This is a genomic window from Bradyrhizobium sp. NDS-1 (assembly GCF_032918005.1).
GTDB lineage: Bacteria > Pseudomonadota > Alphaproteobacteria > Rhizobiales > Xanthobacteraceae > Bradyrhizobium > Bradyrhizobium tunisiense.
This window is the reverse complement of record NZ_CP136628.1, coordinates 1,500,533-1,515,697: the sequence shown is the minus strand read 5'-3', so window position 1 is coordinate 1,515,697 and position 15,165 is coordinate 1,500,533. Positions and strand designations below refer to the sequence as shown.

The following is a 15,165-nucleotide window of genomic DNA, read 5'->3' as shown; positions in this document are numbered from 1 at the left end:
CGCCGCTACTCTGCCGGCTTCTCGTCCTGGCGCACGGCGTGCTCGTCTTGCAACGTCCGCCTTGCGCGGCGCACGGCGATGCGGTCGATCACCTGACTGATGACGCTGCGCGGCTTCTTCGGTACCGCCGCGGTCGGCGCTCGGCGCACCGGCGGCGAAATCTTCTCGAACGTGAATGCTGGCATCGTGTGTCCCCTCGTCGTTGAGATGAACCACCTGCTCGAATTTCCCTGTTATCCGGACAAAGCGCGACTGCCGCATCCTTACTCCACTCGACTCGAGTGGAACCATTTCAAGCACGGTCCATGCCAGATGCGACGTAAATGCGCCCAGATTGCGGACTCGTCCCCATGATCCTAAAGTGATCCACCATGTTCGAAGCACACTTTCAGACATTCGAGGAGCCGGAGGCCGGCGTCGCATTGACCGCACGGCTGGCCGCCCTTCGCGAAGAACTCGCCCGTCGCAAGCTAACCGGCTTCGTCGTTCCGCGCGCCGATCAGCAGCAGAACGAATATGTGCCGCCGTCGGAAGAGCGGCTGGCCTGGCTGACCGGGTTCACGGGCTCGGCAGGATTCGCGGTTGTTCTGACCCAGGAAGCCGCATTGTTCGTCGACGGCCGCTACACGCTTCAGGCCGCCAAGCAGGTCGACGCAAAGGCCTGGGCCGTGGAATCGCTGATCGACCCGCCACCCGAGAGCTGGGTCTCGACGCATCTGAAAGCCGGCGACCGCCTTGGATTTGATCCGTGGCTGCACACTTTTGCGGCAGCCGAACGCCTGTCGGCCGCGTGCGCCAGGGCTGGCGCCGAGCTGGTTGCCGTCGACAGCAATCCAATCGACGCGATCTGGCAGGATCGTCCGCAGCCGCCGCTCGCCCCCGTCGTCGTGCACGGACTACAAAATGCCGGCGTCACTGAAGCCGAGAAGCTGACGCAGATCAGAGGCGAGATCGCCAAGCTCGGCGTCGACGCGCTGGTTTTGTCCGACAGCCACGCGGTCGCCTGGACCTTCAACATCCGCGGCGCCGACGTCGCCCATACCCCGCTGCCGCTGTCCTACGCGCTGGTGCCGAAAGACGGACGCCCCACCATCTTCATCGACCATCGCAAGCTCTCCAACCTCACGCGCGACCATCTCGAGCAGGCCGCCGACGTGCGCGAGCCCGACGCGATGGCGCCGACGCTGATGGCGCTGGCCAAGAGCGGCGGATCGATCGCGCTCGACAGCGCCACCGCGGCCGACGCACTCAGCCGGCTGATCGCGGGCGCCGGCGGCAAGCCCGTGCGCGGCAGCGATCCGATTGCCCTGCTCAAGGCGGTCAAGAACCCGACCGAGATCAAGGGTACCAAGACGGCCCATGTGCGCGACGCCGTTGCATTGGCGCGCTTCCTCGCATGGATCGATCGCGAGGCCCCAAGCGGCAAGCTCACCGAGATCGACGCGGTCGAGGCGCTGGAAACGTTTCGCCGCGACACCGGCGCGCTGAAGGACGTGTCGTTTCCGACCATCTCCGGCACCGGCCCGAACGGCGCCATCGTGCACTACCGCGTCACGCGCAAGAGCAACCGGCGGATCGCGGCCGGCGACCTGCTGCTGATCGATTCCGGTGCGCAGTACGAAGACGGCACCACCGACGTCACGCGCACCATGGCCGTGGGCGAGCCGACGGACGAGATGCGCGACCGCTTCACCCGCGTGCTGCGCGGCCATATTGCGATCGCCCGCGCGATCTTCCCGGACGGCACCACGGGCGCGCAGCTCGATACGCTGGCACGGCAATATCTCTGGGCCGCTGGCGTCGATTTCGAGCACGGCACCGGTCATGGCGTCGGCAGCTATCTCTCGGTGCACGAAGGCCCGGCGCGGATCTCGAAGCTCGGGATCACGCCGCTGAAACGCGGCATGATCCTCTCCAACGAGCCCGGCTACTACAAGACCGACGGCTTCGGCATCCGCATCGAAAATCTCGAGCTGGTCGTCGCCGCCGACATCGAGGGCGCGGAGAAATCGATGAACGCGTTCGAGACGCTGACCCTGGCACCGATCGACCGCCGGCTGATCGATGTCGCGATGCTGAGCAGGGATGAGCTCGTCTGGCTCAATGCGTATCATGCGCGCGTAAGGGCCGAAGTCGGGCCGGCGCTCGATGAGGCGACCAAGGCATGGCTCGGTCAAGCGACGGCCGAGCTCGAGGGTTAAGGTCCCTGCCTCGGAGCGCGCATAGCACTACGCGATTTGCGCAAGGCTTCTCCGACACGACTGTCATCCTCCGCGAAAGCGGGGCATCCAGCATTGTCGCGCCGTCAGCATAACCGTCCCGAAATCCGTATAGCCGCATTCCGAAACGCCGATATCGGTCTTGCGCGAGCAGGCTACAGTCGGATTTGAATTCAACGATACGGACAAATATGCACGGCATCATCAGCAAGCCGCCGAAAGCGGCAACCAACCTTGCGACCTCGCGCGTGGTGTTGCTGCTGCTCGTCGTCATGACCGGGATCGCGCCGATTTCGCTCTACATCCTGGTTCCGGCTCTGCCCGTGCTGGCGACGAACTTCGGCAGCGACATCTCGATCGCGCAGATGACGGTGTCGCTCTACATGGTCGGCATCGCGCTGTCGCAACTCGTCATGGGACCGTTGTCGGACAAGTTCGGCCGGCGCCCTGTGCTGCTCGGCGGCCTTGCGCTGATGGTCGCGGCGAGCATCGCCTGCATCTTCGCCGAAACCCTGCCGCAACTGATCGCAGCGCGTTTCTTCCAGGCGCTCGGCGGCGCCTCCGGCATGGTGGTGAGCCGCGCCATCATCCGCGACATCTACGAGCGCGACCGCGTCGCCTCCATGATCAGCCTCGTGGTCGCAGCGCTCATGATCGGCCAGATGGTCTCGCCGCTCACCGGCGGCCTGATCGAGACAGCGTTCGGCTGGCGCGCGATCTTCTACGCCATCACCGCCGCCGCGATCATTGTCGCCGTCGGCATTGCGCTGGCGCTGCCCGAAACGCGGCGCAGCCGCGCCGCCGGCAGCGGCTTCCGTGGCGACATCGGCATCCTGATTCGCAACCGCGCCTTCGTCGGCTATGTGATGTGCCAGGTGCTGGCCTCGCAGATCATCTTCACGTTCGCCGGCGGCGGCCCCTACATCGTCGTGACGCAGATGGGCCGGACCAGCGCCGAATACGGCGCCTGGTTTGCGACCTCGGGCTTTGCGTTTCTGGTCGGCAATCTGCTCTGCGTGCGCTTTGCGCCGCGGCACTCGCTGGCAAAGCTGATCTGGTTCGGGCTCGCGCTCCAGCTCGCCGGCAGTCTGTTGAACCTGCTGTGGAGTTTTACCGGCTGGAACGAAGCGCCCGCCTGGCTCTTCGGCACGCAGATGATCGTGATGGTCGGCAATGCCTTCGTGATGGCGAATTCCGCGGCCGGCGCGATCAGCATCCGCCCCGAAGCCGCCGGCACCGCATCGGGCGCCATGGGCTTTCTGCAACAGGGGATCGGCGCGCTGATGTCGCAATTCGGCGCCTATCTCGGCGGACACTCCGCAACGACGCTGCCGCTCACCGCCGCGGTGCTGGCGATCTCGCTGCTCTGTGCCTGCATGATGTTCTTCGTCGTTCCCCGACGCGAGGTGACGGTGAGCGAGACGCTGATCAAGCAGGCGGAAGAGGAAGAGAGCGGGATGATGTGAGGGGTGGCTATGCGCGTGCCCAAATCTCGCTGTCATGCCCCGGCTTGACCGGGGGCATCCAGCACGCCGCGGCGCGCGTAACAACTGCGAAATCTCGAACACGGGTCTCTGGAGTACTGGATCGTCCGGTCAAGCCGGACGATGACGGCGGAGTGTTTGACGCAATGCGCGACCCCTCACTCCCCGATCAGCTTCAGCCACTCGTCCTCGGTCAGCACCTTGACGCCGTGCTTGTTGGCTTCGGCAAGCTTCGAACCCGCGCCGGGGCCGGCGACGACGAGATCGGTCTTCTTCGACACCGAACCGGACACCTTTGCTCCTAAACGCTCTGCCGTCGCCTTGGCCTCGTCGCGCGTCATCTTCTCCAGCGATCCCGTGAACACGACAGTCTTGCCGGCGACGGCCGAGTTGCTCTTCGGCTTCTCGGCGTCGACGATCTCGACCTCGCTGGTCAGCCGCTCGACGATGCCGCGATTGTGGCTCTCCCCGAAATAATCGGCGATGCTCTTGATCACGGTATCGCCGATCTGGTCGAGCGCGTCCATGTCCGCCATGGCCTCCTCGTCGCCCTTGGCGACTTTGAGGCAGGCGTCGTGGAAGGCATCCCAGGAGCCGTAGCCGCGGGCGAGCGCGAGCGCAGTGGTTTCGCCGACATGGCGCATGCCGAGCGCATAGATGAAGCGCTCGAGCGCGATATTGCGACGGCTCTCGATGGCAGCGAACAGATTGCGCACCGAGGTCGCGCCATAGCCCTCGACCTCCTCGAGCTTGAGCTTGGAGTTGCGCTTCTCCAGCGTGAAGATGTCGGCGGGGTCCTTGACCCATCCCTCGTCGAAGAAATACTGCAGCTGCTTCTCGCCGAGACCGTCGATGTCGAAGGCGCGGCGTGACACGAACAGCTTGAGGTGCTCGATCTTCTGGTAGGGACAGGCGAACTCGCCGGTGCAGCGGGCGCGCGAGCCCTCCTCGCCCGCCGCCGTCTCCTCGCGCGTGACGTCGGTGTGGAGCGGGCATGGGCACTTCTTTGGAAAGTGGAATTCCCTGGCGCTCTTCGGCCGCTTGTCGAGTACGACGTCGACCACCTGCGGGATGACGTCGCCGGCGCGCTGGATCACGACGGTGTCGCCGATCCTGATATCGCGGCCCTCGCGCAGCACCTCGCCCTTGTTGCCGATGCCCTTGATGTAGTCCTCGTTGTGCAGCGTGACGTTCTGCACGATCACGCCGCCGACGCCGACCGGTTCGAGCTTGCCGACCGGCGTGAACGAGCCGGTGCGACCGACCTGGATCTCGATGTCGCGCAGCACCGTCATGGCGCGCTCGGCCGGGAATTTGTGCGCGATGCCCCAGCGCGGCGTGCGCGAGACGAATCCGAGTCGCTCCTGCCAGTCGATGCGATCAACCTTGTAGACGACGCCGTCGATGTCGTAGTCGAGCTCCGCGCGTTCTTCCTCGATGCTCTGGTGGAACGCGATCAACTCCTCGACGGAGTGGCACAGCTTGGTCAGCGGGTTGGTCTTGAAGCCGCAACGCTCGAACCAGCCGATCATGCCGCTCTGCGTCTCTTCCGGCATCGCGCTCATCTCGCCCCAGGCATAGGCGAAGAAGCCAAGCGGACGCGAAGCGGTGATGGTCGGGTCCTTCTGCCGCAGCGAGCCCGCCGCCGAATTGCGCGGGTTGGCGAAGATGGTATCGCCCGCCGCCTTCTGCCGCTCGTTGAGCGCCAAGAAGGCCTTCTTGGTCATATAGACCTCGCCGCGGACCTCGCAGACATCAGGGACGTTGCGTCCCTTCAGCTTCTGCGGCACGTCTTCGAGAGTGCGGATGTTTGCGGTGACGTCCTCGCCGACCGCACCGTCGCCGCGCGTCGCCGCGGTGACGAGTTCGCCGCCCTCATAGCGTAGCGACATCGAAAGGCCGTCGATCTTCGGCTCCGCGGAGAAATTGACCTCGTCGTCGCCGAGCTTCAGGAAGCGCACGATGCGGCCGACGAAGTCGCGCACGTCCTCTTCGGCAAAGGCGTTGTCGAGCGACAGCATCGGAACGGAATGCCGGACCTTCTTGAAGCGCCCGGACGGTGCCGCGCCGACCTTCTGCGAGGGCGAGTCCGCCGTGACGAATTCCGGAAAGCGCTTCTCGATGGCGTTGAAGCGCTGTCGCAGCGCGTCATATTCGGCGTCGGTGACGGTGGGCGCATCCTCCTGATAGTAGCGCTCGTTGTGCCCCTCGATCTCGAGCGCGAGCCGCATGTGTTCGACCTTGGCCTGCGCCTTGGTGAGGTCGGCGACGTCGCGCGGCGGTGTTGCTTTGGATTTTGCTGCTCTTGCCATCATGCTTAAGGTTCTAGCTCGTCGTTCCGGGATGGTCCGAAGGACCAGACCCGGAACCTCGAGATTCCGGGTTCGCACTTCGTGCGCCCCGGAATGACGGTTGGGGGGAGAGACCATGGCATACTGTGTCTATATCCTAGCAAGCCGGCGCGACGGAGCAATCTATGTCGGCATCACCAATAACCTTGTGCGCCGCGTCTACGAGCATCGAATCAAGGCCGTCCCAGGCTTCACGGCGAAATACAACATCACGCAGCTAGTTTGGTTCGAGGTCTACGACGATCCGATCTCAGCAATCTCACGCGAGAAAGAACTCAAGAAGTGGAAGCGGGCCTGGAAAATCCAGCTGATCGAGAAGGACAATCGAAACTGGGATGATCTGTACGAGTCGATCTGCAATTGAGAGAGCCATTCCGGGATGGTTCGAAGGACCAGACCCGGAATCTCTAGATTCCGGGTTCGATGCTTTGCATCGCCCCGGAATGACGGCGCAACCCTAAAGCTAACTCGCCGCCTTGAGCAGCCGTTCCGCGGCTGCCCTTGCCTCGGCCGTGATCTCGGCGCCGGCCAGCATGCGGGCGATTTCCTCGCGGCGGTGGTCGGCGGCTAGCGCGTTGACGCGGGTGGCGACGCGCTTGCCCTTGTCGAGGGCGTCCTTGGAGATGAGCAGATGCTGGTCGGCCCGGGCGGCGACCTGCGGGGCGTGGGTCACGGCCATCACCTGCACCTTGCCGGCAAGCCGCGCCAGGCGCCCGCCGATGGCGTCGGCGACCGCACCACCCACGCCGGTGTCGATCTCGTCGAACACCAGCGTCGGCGCCGAGCCGCGGTCGGACAGCACGACCTTCAACGCCAACAGGAAGCGCGACAGCTCGCCGCCGGAGGCGACCTTCATCATTGGTCCCGGCTTGGTGCCCGGATTGGTCTGCACCCAGAACTCGACGCGGTCGAAGCCTTGCGGCCCCGGAGCTGCCTCATCGGTCGCGACCTGGGTCATGAACTTGGCGCGTTCGAGCTTGAGCGGCGCGAGCTCGGCATTCACCGCCTTGTTGAGTTTCTCCGCCGATTTCTGCCGCGCCAGCGACAGCTTCTTGGCGGCGGCGGCATAGCGGCTATCTGCCTCGATCGCGGCCTGCTCCAGCTTCTTCAGCTGCGAGGCGCCGGCGTCGATCAGGACGACGTCGGCGGCATATCTGGCGGCCAGCGCGGCGAGCCCGTCAACCGGGGTCGAATATTTGCGCGAGGCGGCCCGCAGTGCGAACAGGCGCTCCTCGATGCGTTCCAGCTCTGAAGGATCGAAGTCGGTCGCGGCAAGCGCGGCCTGAAGATGCTGATCCGCCTCTTCCAGCGCGTTGATCGCGGCGTCGATCGCCTTCACGGCGGGCTCGACCAGCGCCGGTGAATTGACGCCACGGCGCTCCAGCCGGCGTACCGCGGCCGACAGCGTCGAGACCGGTGAATGATGGCCGCCGACCGCCTCCTGCGCCTCGCGCAGATCGGAGGCGATCTTCTCGCCCTGCATCATGGTGGTTCGGCGCTGGGCCAGCGATGTCTCCTCGCCGTCCTTGGGCGCGAGCTGCTTCAGCTCGCCGGAGGCATGGCGGAGATAATCGGCCTCGCGCGCGGCTCGCTCCATGCCGGCGCGATGCTCCTCCAGCGCGGTGTTGGCGGTGCGGCGCGCGTCCCACAATGTTTCGACCGCGGCGACGTCCTTCTCCAGGCCGGCGAAGGCATCAAGCAGGCGGCGGTGGGTGGCGGCATCGACCAGCGCGCGCTCGTCGTGCTGGCCGTGGATCTCGACCAGGGCGGCGCCGACCGCCTTCAGCGTCTGCACGCTGATCGACTGGTCGTTGATGAAGGCGCGGGTGCGGCCGTCGGCGAGCTGCACCCGGCGGAGAATCATCTCACCGGTGTCGTCCAGACCGTTCTCGGCGAGAATCTTGGTCGCGGGATGATTTTTGGGGACATCGAATACGGCAGTGACCTGCCCCTGCTCAGCGCCGTGGCGCACGAGGCCGGCATCGCCGCGGCCGCCGAGCGCCAGCGCAAAGGCATCGAGCAGGATGGATTTGCCCGCACCGGTCTCGCCGGTCAAAACCGCGAGCCCAGTGGCGAATTCGATATCGAGCCGTTCGATCAGGACGATGTCACGGATCGACAGACGCGCCAGCATGGAACCAGATTTCCTAGCCGAGACCCATCTTCTTGAAGGTCCGGCTGATCCAGGACCCCTGATTCTCGCTCGGTTCGAGACCGCCGGATTTTACAAGATTATAGGCGTCCTTGTACCAGCGACTGTCAGGAAAATTGTGCCCAAGCACAGCCGCCGCGGTCTGCGCCTCGCCGACGATGCCGATCGCCATATAGGCTTCGGTGAGCCGGAACAGCGCCTCCTCGACATGGCGGGTGGTCTGGTACTGCGTGACGACGGTCTTGTAGCGGTTGATCGCCGCCGTGTAGTCGCGCTTCTGCGCGTAGTAGCGGCCGACGTTCATTTCCTTGCCGGCGAGCTGGTCGCGCGCGCCCTCGATCTTGGCCTTGGCCGAGGTCGCATACTCCGAGCTCGGATATTTGCGTACCACCTCTTCCAGCGCGGCGATCGCCTTCTCGGTGCGGGTCTGGTCGCGGCTGATGTCCGGGATCTGGTCGTAATGGGAGGCCGCGACCAGATATTGCGCATAGGCCGCATCCGGGCTGCCGGGATGCAGCGTGACGTAGCGGGTGGCGGCGCCGATGCAGCCGTCATAATCGCCGCTCTGGTAGGACGCATAGGCCGACATCAGCAGCGATTTACGGGCCCATTCGGAATAAGGATGCTGGCGGTCGACCTCTTCGAACTTCTTGTTCGCCGCCTTCATGTCCTTTTTCTCGTTCATGAGGTACAGGCCCTCATTGTAGATCTTGTCGGCGGGCTCCTCGACGAAGGTGTCGTCCTTGGCGGTGAACTTGTCCCAGAGAGAACCGGTGCCGCAGCCGGCCAGCGGCAGCGCGAGCATGATGAAGGTAACGGCTTGAAGCGGCCCACGGGCTCGCGACGAGACCGAGAAATATCCGCGCGTCATACGCTGTGCCGACATGACTTTAAGCCCTGACGCCCTGTGATGCGGTGCCCGCCAGCCCATGAACCCCGTCACGGGCGCTAAACATAATCGTGGTGCCTGCCATGCGACCACGCTGATGTATCCGAAAAGCGATCTTTAACCAACCGGATAGGCAGGCATTCCGCCCGGATTAAGGCGAAGTTGCCGCAATGCTAGTCGATCATGGTTACCAGGAGTTTCCCGGGGTAAGCCGCGGCAGGATCCTGCGATGGCAAGGCCGTCAGGACACGTCCGGCCCGTAGGCCGCGGCGATCCGTCCGCCGACGATGCCGCGACCGACTTCGCCCTGGGGACGCGTGGTGCGGCGAGCCGCCTCGCCCTCGACCACCCGCCAGGCGGTACGGTCGGCGAGCAACGCGGTCAGGACGGCGTGGTTGAGCTTGTGGCCGCCACGCACCGAGCGGTAGGCGCCCAGCAGCGGCAGGCCGGCCAGCGAGAGATCGCCGATCACGTCCAGCACCTTGTGGCGGGCGCATTCATCGGCGTAGCGCAGGCCCTCGGTGTTGAGCAGCCGCTCCTCGTCGAACACGACGGTGTTGTCGAAGGAGGCGCCGAGGGCATAACCCGCGCTCCAGAGCCGCGCGACGTCGGACATCAGACCGAAGGTCCGGGCCCGGCCGACTTCGCGGCGGAAACGTTCCGGGTTGAGCTCGAAAGCGTAAGCCTGCTGGCCGATGACGGGATTGGTGAAGTCAATCTCGACCTCGACGGAGAAGCCGTTGGCGTAGGGCCTGATCTCGCCGAAGGAGTCGCCGATCTTGACCGAAATCGGCTTCAAAACCTGAATGAAGCGGCGCTGTGCCGGCTGGGTCACGATACCGGCCTGGTCGATCGCCGCAATGAAGGCCGCGGCGCTGCCGTCCATGATCGGCACTTCCGGGCCGTCGATCTCGATGGTGGCATTGTCGACACCCATGCCCCGCAGTGCAGCAAGCACGTGCTCGGCAGTAGAGACCAGCGGGCCGTTGCGATCGCCGAGGACGGTGGCGAAATCGGTCGCGATCACCTGGTCAGCGGTCGCCTGAACTTCGCGGTCACTTCCCTCGAGGCCCGTCCGGACAAAAACAAGGCCTGCGTCGACAGGCGCAGGCCCCAGCGTGAGGGTGACGGGAAGACCGGAATGAACGCCCACGCCTGCCACAGAGGCTTGCGCACGAAGCGTTGTTTGCCGGCTAAATTTCATCAGGAACCCGCCCCACTACGACCCACTGCGACTTATACTAGACCCACTTGGCCGGTCAGTGCCGACGCTGCGAATCCGTATCCCCAAGTCACGGCAAACCATAGTCACTGCCTCAAACAGCGCCAACTCACGCTTTTTTACCGATTGTTACCCCAAACCCGCCGTATTCGCGCCAAGGCTTAACCAAATTACGCCGAGGTTTGGGGCCGCCGTCGGCAGTTTTACTGAACACCCGAACACGTAATTAATGATTTAAAATCAGTTGTTTGTCTGCGCAATCCGGGCATGCACGGGACAAAAGGAAAGGTCCCGGCAAGCTTGTTGCCGGGACCTTTTTTGGTCCGCCTTATTGTAACAATCCTCAGGTCGCCTGACGTCGCAGGAAGGCCGGGATATCAAGATGGTCGTCGCCCTGTGGCGCCGGCGCAACAGGCGCGGGACGGCCATGCATGTCCAAGCCCTGCGGCGCGGGCCGACGGGCATACTCGGATACCGGCTCGCTCGACGCGATCTGCTGCGCCACGCTCTTCTGCTGGCGGCGCTCGGGCAGCGGCGGCATTGCGGGACCCGCGGTGCGGGCCGCGACCGGCGGCTCGCTTTCCTCGTCGCGACGACCGAGGCCGACATTGGCCAGGCGCTGGAGCAGCGACAGGCGGCTCTTCTGCGGCGCCTCTTCCTCGACCTCACCGCGAGCCTGGCGAAGCTCAGCCTGGGCCGGCATCGGCAGCTCGTCGATGCGGGGCATCCGCGGGGCGCGGACCGGGCGCTCGGCCTGCGGCGGGATGAAGGTCTCGGGCGTCATCGGCTCCTGCATCGCGACCGGGGCCTGCTCGGGCTCCGGAAACAGGGTCGGCTTCTGGGCGATCGGGCGCACAGTGACGTCGCCGTAGGTCTGCATCGGCGCCGGCGCCTGCGGAACCTCCGCAACGGCGGCGGCGATCGCGGCGAGTGCGGCGCGCTCGACGTTCGGACGGGGCGCCATCGGCGCGGCAGCGGCCGGAGCCTGTGCTGCGGCCGGGAGCTGCGCTTCCAGCTTCTGGGCGCGCTCGGCCATGCGCTGATTGTCGGCGCGGAGCCGCGCGGTCAGGTCGGCAAGACGGCTCTCGGCAGCCACGGCCGGCGCTGCGGGCGCCTGCGGGGCCGCGTTCGCGACGGGAGCGGAGGTCGCCTGGCTGTTGCGGGCGATCGCGGCCTGCTCGATGCCGGTGGCAACGACGGAGACGCGGATCAGGCCGTCGAGCGCTTCGTCGAAGGTCGCGCCGACGATGATGTTGGCGTCCTGGTCGACTTCCTCGCGGATGCGGGTCGCGGCTTCGTCGACCTCGAACAGAGTGAGGTCCTTGCCGCCAGTGATGGAGATGAGGAGGCCCTTAGCGCCCTTCATCGAGCTATCGTCGATCAGCGGGTTGGCGATCGCGGCTTCAGCGGCGGTCAGCGCGCGCTTGTCGCCGGAGGCCTCGCCGGTGCCCATCATCGCCTTGCCCATCTCCTTCATCACCGCTCTCACGTCGGCGAAGTCGAGATTGATCAGGCCTTCCTTGACCATCAGGTCCGTGATGCAGGCAACGCCGGAGTAGAGCACCTGGTCGGCCATCGCGAAGGCGTCGGCGAAGGTGGTCTTCTCGTTGGCGACCCGGAACAGGTTCTGGTTCGGGATGATCAGCAGGGTATCGACCACTTTATGCAGCTCGGCGATACCGGCTTCCGCCGTGCGCATGCGGCGGGCGCCTTCGAAGTGGAACGGCTTGGTCACGACGCCGACGGTGAGGATGCCCATGTCGCGCGCGATCCTGGCGATCACGGGAGCAGCACCCGTGCCGGTGCCGCCGCCCATGCCGGCGGTGACGAACACCATGTTGGCGCCGGAGAGATGGTCGCGCAGCTCGTCGATCACCTCTTCCGCCGCGGTGGCGCCGACGTTCGGCTGCGAACCTGCGCCGAGGCCCTGCGTGACCACCGTGCCCATCTGCACGATGCGCTGCGCCTTCGACATCGTCAGCGCCTGCGCATCGGTATTGGCGACCACGAAGTCGACGCCCTGAAGGCCCGCCGTGATCATGTTGTTGACGGCGTTGCCACCGGCGCCGCCGACGCCGAACACGGTGATCCGGGGCTTCAGTTCGTGAATATCAGGAACGTTGATGCTGATGGTCATGGTTGCTGCCTCTCGATCACGCGCGCGTGGGTTCGCCCCGGCCAATGGCCGCGGGAGTTGGTGAAAATCGATAATTGCGGAAAGGAGTCATCAGAAGCCCTCGCGTAGCCATCGTCCGACCTTTCCGAAATAACCGCCCGTCCCTGTCCTGACCTGCTGCCGCGTATGCCGCGGTTCGACATGTTCGAGGTGAACATATTGCGGGTAGACGAGGAGTCCGGCCGGCACCGCGAACGCGGCGTTCTTCGCCTCGTTCGGCAGCCGGCCAAAGCCGAGCGGACGTCCGACCCGCACGGGCCGGCCGAGAATCTGGGTACCGAGTTCGACGAGGCCGGTGAGCTGCGAGGCGCCGCCCGAAAGCACGACGCGGCCGTTGGGCTCTGCGGCGAAGGGCGAATCCTTCAGCTTGTCCCGAACCATTTCGAAGACTTCCTCGGCACGGTGCTTGACGATGTTGGCGATGGTGGCGCGGGAGACGATCTGCGGCAGATCCTGCTCGTCACCGGCTGTCGGCACAGACATCAGCTCACGCGAGTCCGATCCGCCGGTGATGACGGTCCCGTATAACGTCTTGATTCGCTCGGCATCGGCAATGGTCGCCGAGAGTCCGCGCGCCAGATCCATCGTGATGTGTTGCCCGCCGACCGCAAAACCGGCCGCGTGCACGAAACGGCCGCCTGAATAAACGGCAATCGTGGTGGTGCCCGCGCCCATCTCGACGACGGCGGCGCCCAGATCGGCCTCATCGTCGGTCAGCACCGACAAGCCGGCCACATAGGGGCTCGCGGCCATGGCTTCGACATTGATGTGGCAGCGCTCCACCGCCAGCATGAGGTTCCGCGCCACCGTGGCGTCGCAAGTCACGACGTTCATGTCGATGCCGAACTGATGGGCGACCATGCCGCGGGGGTCGCGGATGCCCTTGACGCCGTCGAGCGTGTAGCCGACCGGCAGCGCGTGCAGCACGGTGCGGCCTTCGCCGGTGGCGTGACGCATGCCGGTGGAGGTGACGCGGCTGACATCGGCCTGGGTCACGGCGCCACCACGGATGTCGGCGGCGGCTTCGACCAGTTGGCCGGACAGCCTGCCGCCGGAGACCGAGAGCAGCACGGATTCGACCCGCACCTTGGCCATCTTCTCGGCAAGCCCGACGGCCTGGCGCACCGCCTGCTCGCATTCACCGAGATCGATCACCGCGCCGGCCTTCATGCCCCGCGACTGGATCTGGCTGTAACCGATCAATTCCACCGCGTGGGTGCGGCCGCGCAGCGCATCGCTCGGCGGCGACGGCTTCAGCCGCGCGATCATGCAGGCGATCTTGCTGGTGCCGATGTCGAGGCAGGCGACGAGGCCGCCGCGCTTGTGCGGCATCGGGCGTGTCTTCGGCGTCTGGGTGCGATCAAGACCGGTCATGCGGAATCCCCGGCCTTCTTTTTCTTCTTGTCCTTGAACAGATCCTCGCGCGCCTTGGCGGCGTCCTCGGACAGCTGCACCACCAACCGATCGGCCAGGCGCATGTCGACGGCGACGATGTCGCGGGAGAACAGCCGGTCCTCCTTGTCGAGCCTGGACAGCATCGCAAGTGCGTTGCCGACGTCCTGCTCGGGCAGGCGGATGTCGAGGCCGTCCTTGAGTCTCAGATTCCAGCGCCGCTCGCCGACGAAGATCGCTGCCTTCGTCACCGCATTCACCTGCGGATAGCGCGCCAGCAGCGCGAGGAAATCACGGGCCTGGGTTTCGGCGCCCTTGCCGACCACGAGCGGCAACGACAGGAACCGGCGCGAGACGTAGGGCTCGAGCACGGCGCCGTCGTCGGCGATGACCGAGAGCCGGCCGGCCTCCTGCCACAGCGCGAACGCCTTGCGCTCGGTGAGCTCGATCATCAGCTGGCCCGGATAGAGCTTCAGCACGGTCGCATCCGCGATCCAGGGATTGGCCTTGAGCTTGTCGCGCACCGCTTCGGCGTCGAGGAACAGAAGCGAGGAGCGGCCGCTGACGCCGCCGATCGCCAGGATCTCGTCTTGGGTGAGCTGCTTGCGGCCGTTGATCACCACGGAGGTGATGCGGAACCCGGCGGAATTGGCCAACGCGTTGCGGGCGTCACTGACCGCGGTGATGAAATCCTGGAGATGGCCGCCCTTGACGATGCCGAAGCCGCAGCTTCCGATCAGCAGCAGCACGGTCATGGTGATCCCGACCCGGCGCGGCAGGTAGCGCTCGATGAGTGCGACCACGCGCGGCGGCGGCTCGCGCTCGACGACGGCCTTTGCTCTGGTCCTGATCTTGGCCGCAGCGCGCTTCTCGTCACGCTTGTCCTGCAGCCACTCGCGCAGAAGCACGACCGCTCCGATCGCGGCCGCCTTCAGGTCGGCTTGGGGCCTCAGCGATCTGAAAAGCGACCGGGTGAGGCTTCCTGCTCCATCCATTGCACGAGCTCGTCAACAGTTTGCCCGCGACATCGCGCGGATCCTGGCGAACATGACGTCTTGGGCATGCCGGGTCGGGTGCTGGTCTTCAGCAGAAGAAAACCTCTCCCCTTCAAAGCGTTCGCTGGAGGTGACATCACCCGCGACAGCTCACGCGCCGGCAGCCAAAGCGCCATATGCGCCGCCAGCGTTAACCTTCGGACGTCCTGGTAAACAAAAGGTAAAGTTCGTTAACGTCCGGCGCATTTTGCCCCGCTATGTGAGGCATTTGTGCCGCGATGTCTG

Annotated in this window: 11 protein-coding genes; 3 read left to right on the top strand and 8 right to left on the bottom strand. The window is 65.3% G+C overall.

Annotated elements, in window-relative coordinates:
- Positions 1 to 5 precede the first annotated feature (5 nt).
- Complete coding sequence (locus RX330_RS07190) at positions 6 to 185, bottom strand: hypothetical protein (RefSeq protein ID WP_212080621.1); 180 nt, start codon at positions 183 to 185, stop codon at positions 6 to 8.
- Positions 186 to 371: 186 nt separating this feature from the next.
- Here RX330_RS07190 and RX330_RS07185 point away from each other — a divergent pair, with 186 nt between their 5' ends.
- Together RX330_RS07185 and RX330_RS07180 are read left to right on the top strand one after the other, a co-directional pair.
- Positions 372 to 2,201 (top strand): aminopeptidase P family protein, encoded by a 1,830-nt coding sequence (locus RX330_RS07185; protein WP_317242538.1) that lies wholly within the window; start codon positions 372 to 374, stop codon positions 2,199 to 2,201.
- Positions 2,202 to 2,410: 209 nt separating this feature from the next.
- Positions 2,411 to 3,685 (top strand): multidrug effflux MFS transporter, encoded by a 1,275-nt coding sequence (locus RX330_RS07180; RefSeq protein ID WP_212080619.1) that lies wholly within the window; start codon positions 2,411 to 2,413, stop codon positions 3,683 to 3,685.
- A 176-nt stretch (positions 3,686 to 3,861) separates the two neighbouring features.
- On the opposite strand, the gene ligA is transcribed toward RX330_RS07180, so the two are convergent.
- Positions 3,862 to 6,015: an NAD-dependent DNA ligase LigA gene (gene ligA, locus RX330_RS07175; protein ID WP_317243855.1), complete on the bottom strand. Its 2,154-nt coding sequence runs from the start codon at positions 6,013 to 6,015 to the stop codon at positions 3,862 to 3,864.
- A 115-nt stretch (positions 6,016 to 6,130) separates the two neighbouring features.
- Between ligA and RX330_RS07170 the strand changes: the two genes are divergently transcribed.
- On the top strand, positions 6,131 to 6,418 hold the full coding sequence (locus RX330_RS07170) for a GIY-YIG nuclease family protein (RefSeq protein ID WP_317242537.1): 288 nt from the start codon (positions 6,131 to 6,133) through the stop codon (positions 6,416 to 6,418).
- A gap of 99 nt (positions 6,419 to 6,517) precedes the next feature.
- On the opposite strand, the gene recN is transcribed toward RX330_RS07170, so the two are convergent.
- The 6 genes from recN to RX330_RS07140 form a co-directional block, all read right to left on the bottom strand.
- Positions 6,518 to 8,188, bottom strand: a complete 1,671-nt coding sequence (gene recN / locus RX330_RS07165; protein ID WP_212080618.1) for a DNA repair protein RecN — start codon at positions 8,186 to 8,188, stop codon at positions 6,518 to 6,520.
- A gap of 13 nt (positions 8,189 to 8,201) precedes the next feature.
- A complete protein-coding gene (locus tag RX330_RS07160) occupies positions 8,202 to 9,092 on the bottom strand; it encodes an outer membrane protein assembly factor BamD (protein ID WP_212080617.1) in 891 nt (296 codons plus the stop codon).
- Positions 9,093 to 9,336: 244 nt separating this feature from the next.
- On the bottom strand, positions 9,337 to 10,299 hold the full coding sequence (gene lpxC / locus RX330_RS07155; RefSeq protein WP_212080616.1) for a UDP-3-O-acyl-N-acetylglucosamine deacetylase: 963 nt from the start codon (positions 10,297 to 10,299) through the stop codon (positions 9,337 to 9,339).
- A 361-nt stretch (positions 10,300 to 10,660) separates the two neighbouring features.
- Entirely contained in the window at positions 10,661 to 12,454 is a 1,794-nt protein-coding gene (gene ftsZ, locus RX330_RS07150; RefSeq protein ID WP_212080615.1) for a cell division protein FtsZ, read from the bottom strand.
- Positions 12,455 to 12,544: 90 nt separating this feature from the next.
- Positions 12,545 to 13,867, bottom strand: coding sequence for a cell division protein FtsA (ftsA, locus tag RX330_RS07145; RefSeq protein ID WP_317242536.1), 1,323 nt, complete (start codon positions 13,865 to 13,867; stop codon positions 12,545 to 12,547).
- Complete coding sequence (locus RX330_RS07140) at positions 13,864 to 14,880, bottom strand: cell division protein FtsQ/DivIB (protein WP_317242535.1); 1,017 nt, start codon at positions 14,878 to 14,880, stop codon at positions 13,864 to 13,866. Before RX330_RS07140 ends, ftsA begins: the two co-directional genes overlap by 4 nt.
- Positions 14,881 to 15,165: the final 285 nt, after the last annotated feature.

What these genes read in the sequence shown, in the direction of transcription:
- ftsZ (WP_212080615.1), bottom strand. Translation starts at nt 12,454, where the DNA reads ATGACCATCAGCATCAACGTTCCTGATATTCACGAACTGAAGCCCCGG.
- RX330_RS07160 (WP_212080617.1), bottom strand. Translation starts at nt 9,092, where the DNA reads ATGTCGGCACAGCGTATGACGCGCGGATATTTCTCGGTCTCGTCGCGA.
- RX330_RS07180 (WP_212080619.1), top strand. Translation starts at nt 2,411, where the DNA reads ATGCACGGCATCATCAGCAAGCCGCCGAAAGCGGCAACCAACCTTGCG.
- recN (WP_212080618.1), bottom strand. Translation starts at nt 8,188, where the DNA reads ATGCTGGCGCGTCTGTCGATCCGTGACATCGTCCTGATCGAACGGCTC.
- RX330_RS07140 (WP_317242535.1), bottom strand. Translation starts at nt 14,880, where the DNA reads ATGGATGGAGCAGGAAGCCTCACCCGGTCGCTTTTCAGATCGCTGAGG.
- ftsA (WP_317242536.1), bottom strand. Translation starts at nt 13,867, where the DNA reads ATGACCGGTCTTGATCGCACCCAGACGCCGAAGACACGCCCGATGCCG.
- ligA (WP_317243855.1), bottom strand. Translation starts at nt 6,015, where the DNA reads ATGGCAAGAGCAGCAAAATCCAAAGCAACACCGCCGCGCGACGTCGCC.
- RX330_RS07170 (WP_317242537.1), top strand. Translation starts at nt 6,131, where the DNA reads ATGGCATACTGTGTCTATATCCTAGCAAGCCGGCGCGACGGAGCAATC.
- RX330_RS07185 (WP_317242538.1), top strand. Translation starts at nt 372, where the DNA reads ATGTTCGAAGCACACTTTCAGACATTCGAGGAGCCGGAGGCCGGCGTC.
- RX330_RS07190 (WP_212080621.1), bottom strand. Translation starts at nt 185, where the DNA reads ATGCCAGCATTCACGTTCGAGAAGATTTCGCCGCCGGTGCGCCGAGCG.
- lpxC (WP_212080616.1), bottom strand. Translation starts at nt 10,299, where the DNA reads ATGAAATTTAGCCGGCAAACAACGCTTCGTGCGCAAGCCTCTGTGGCA.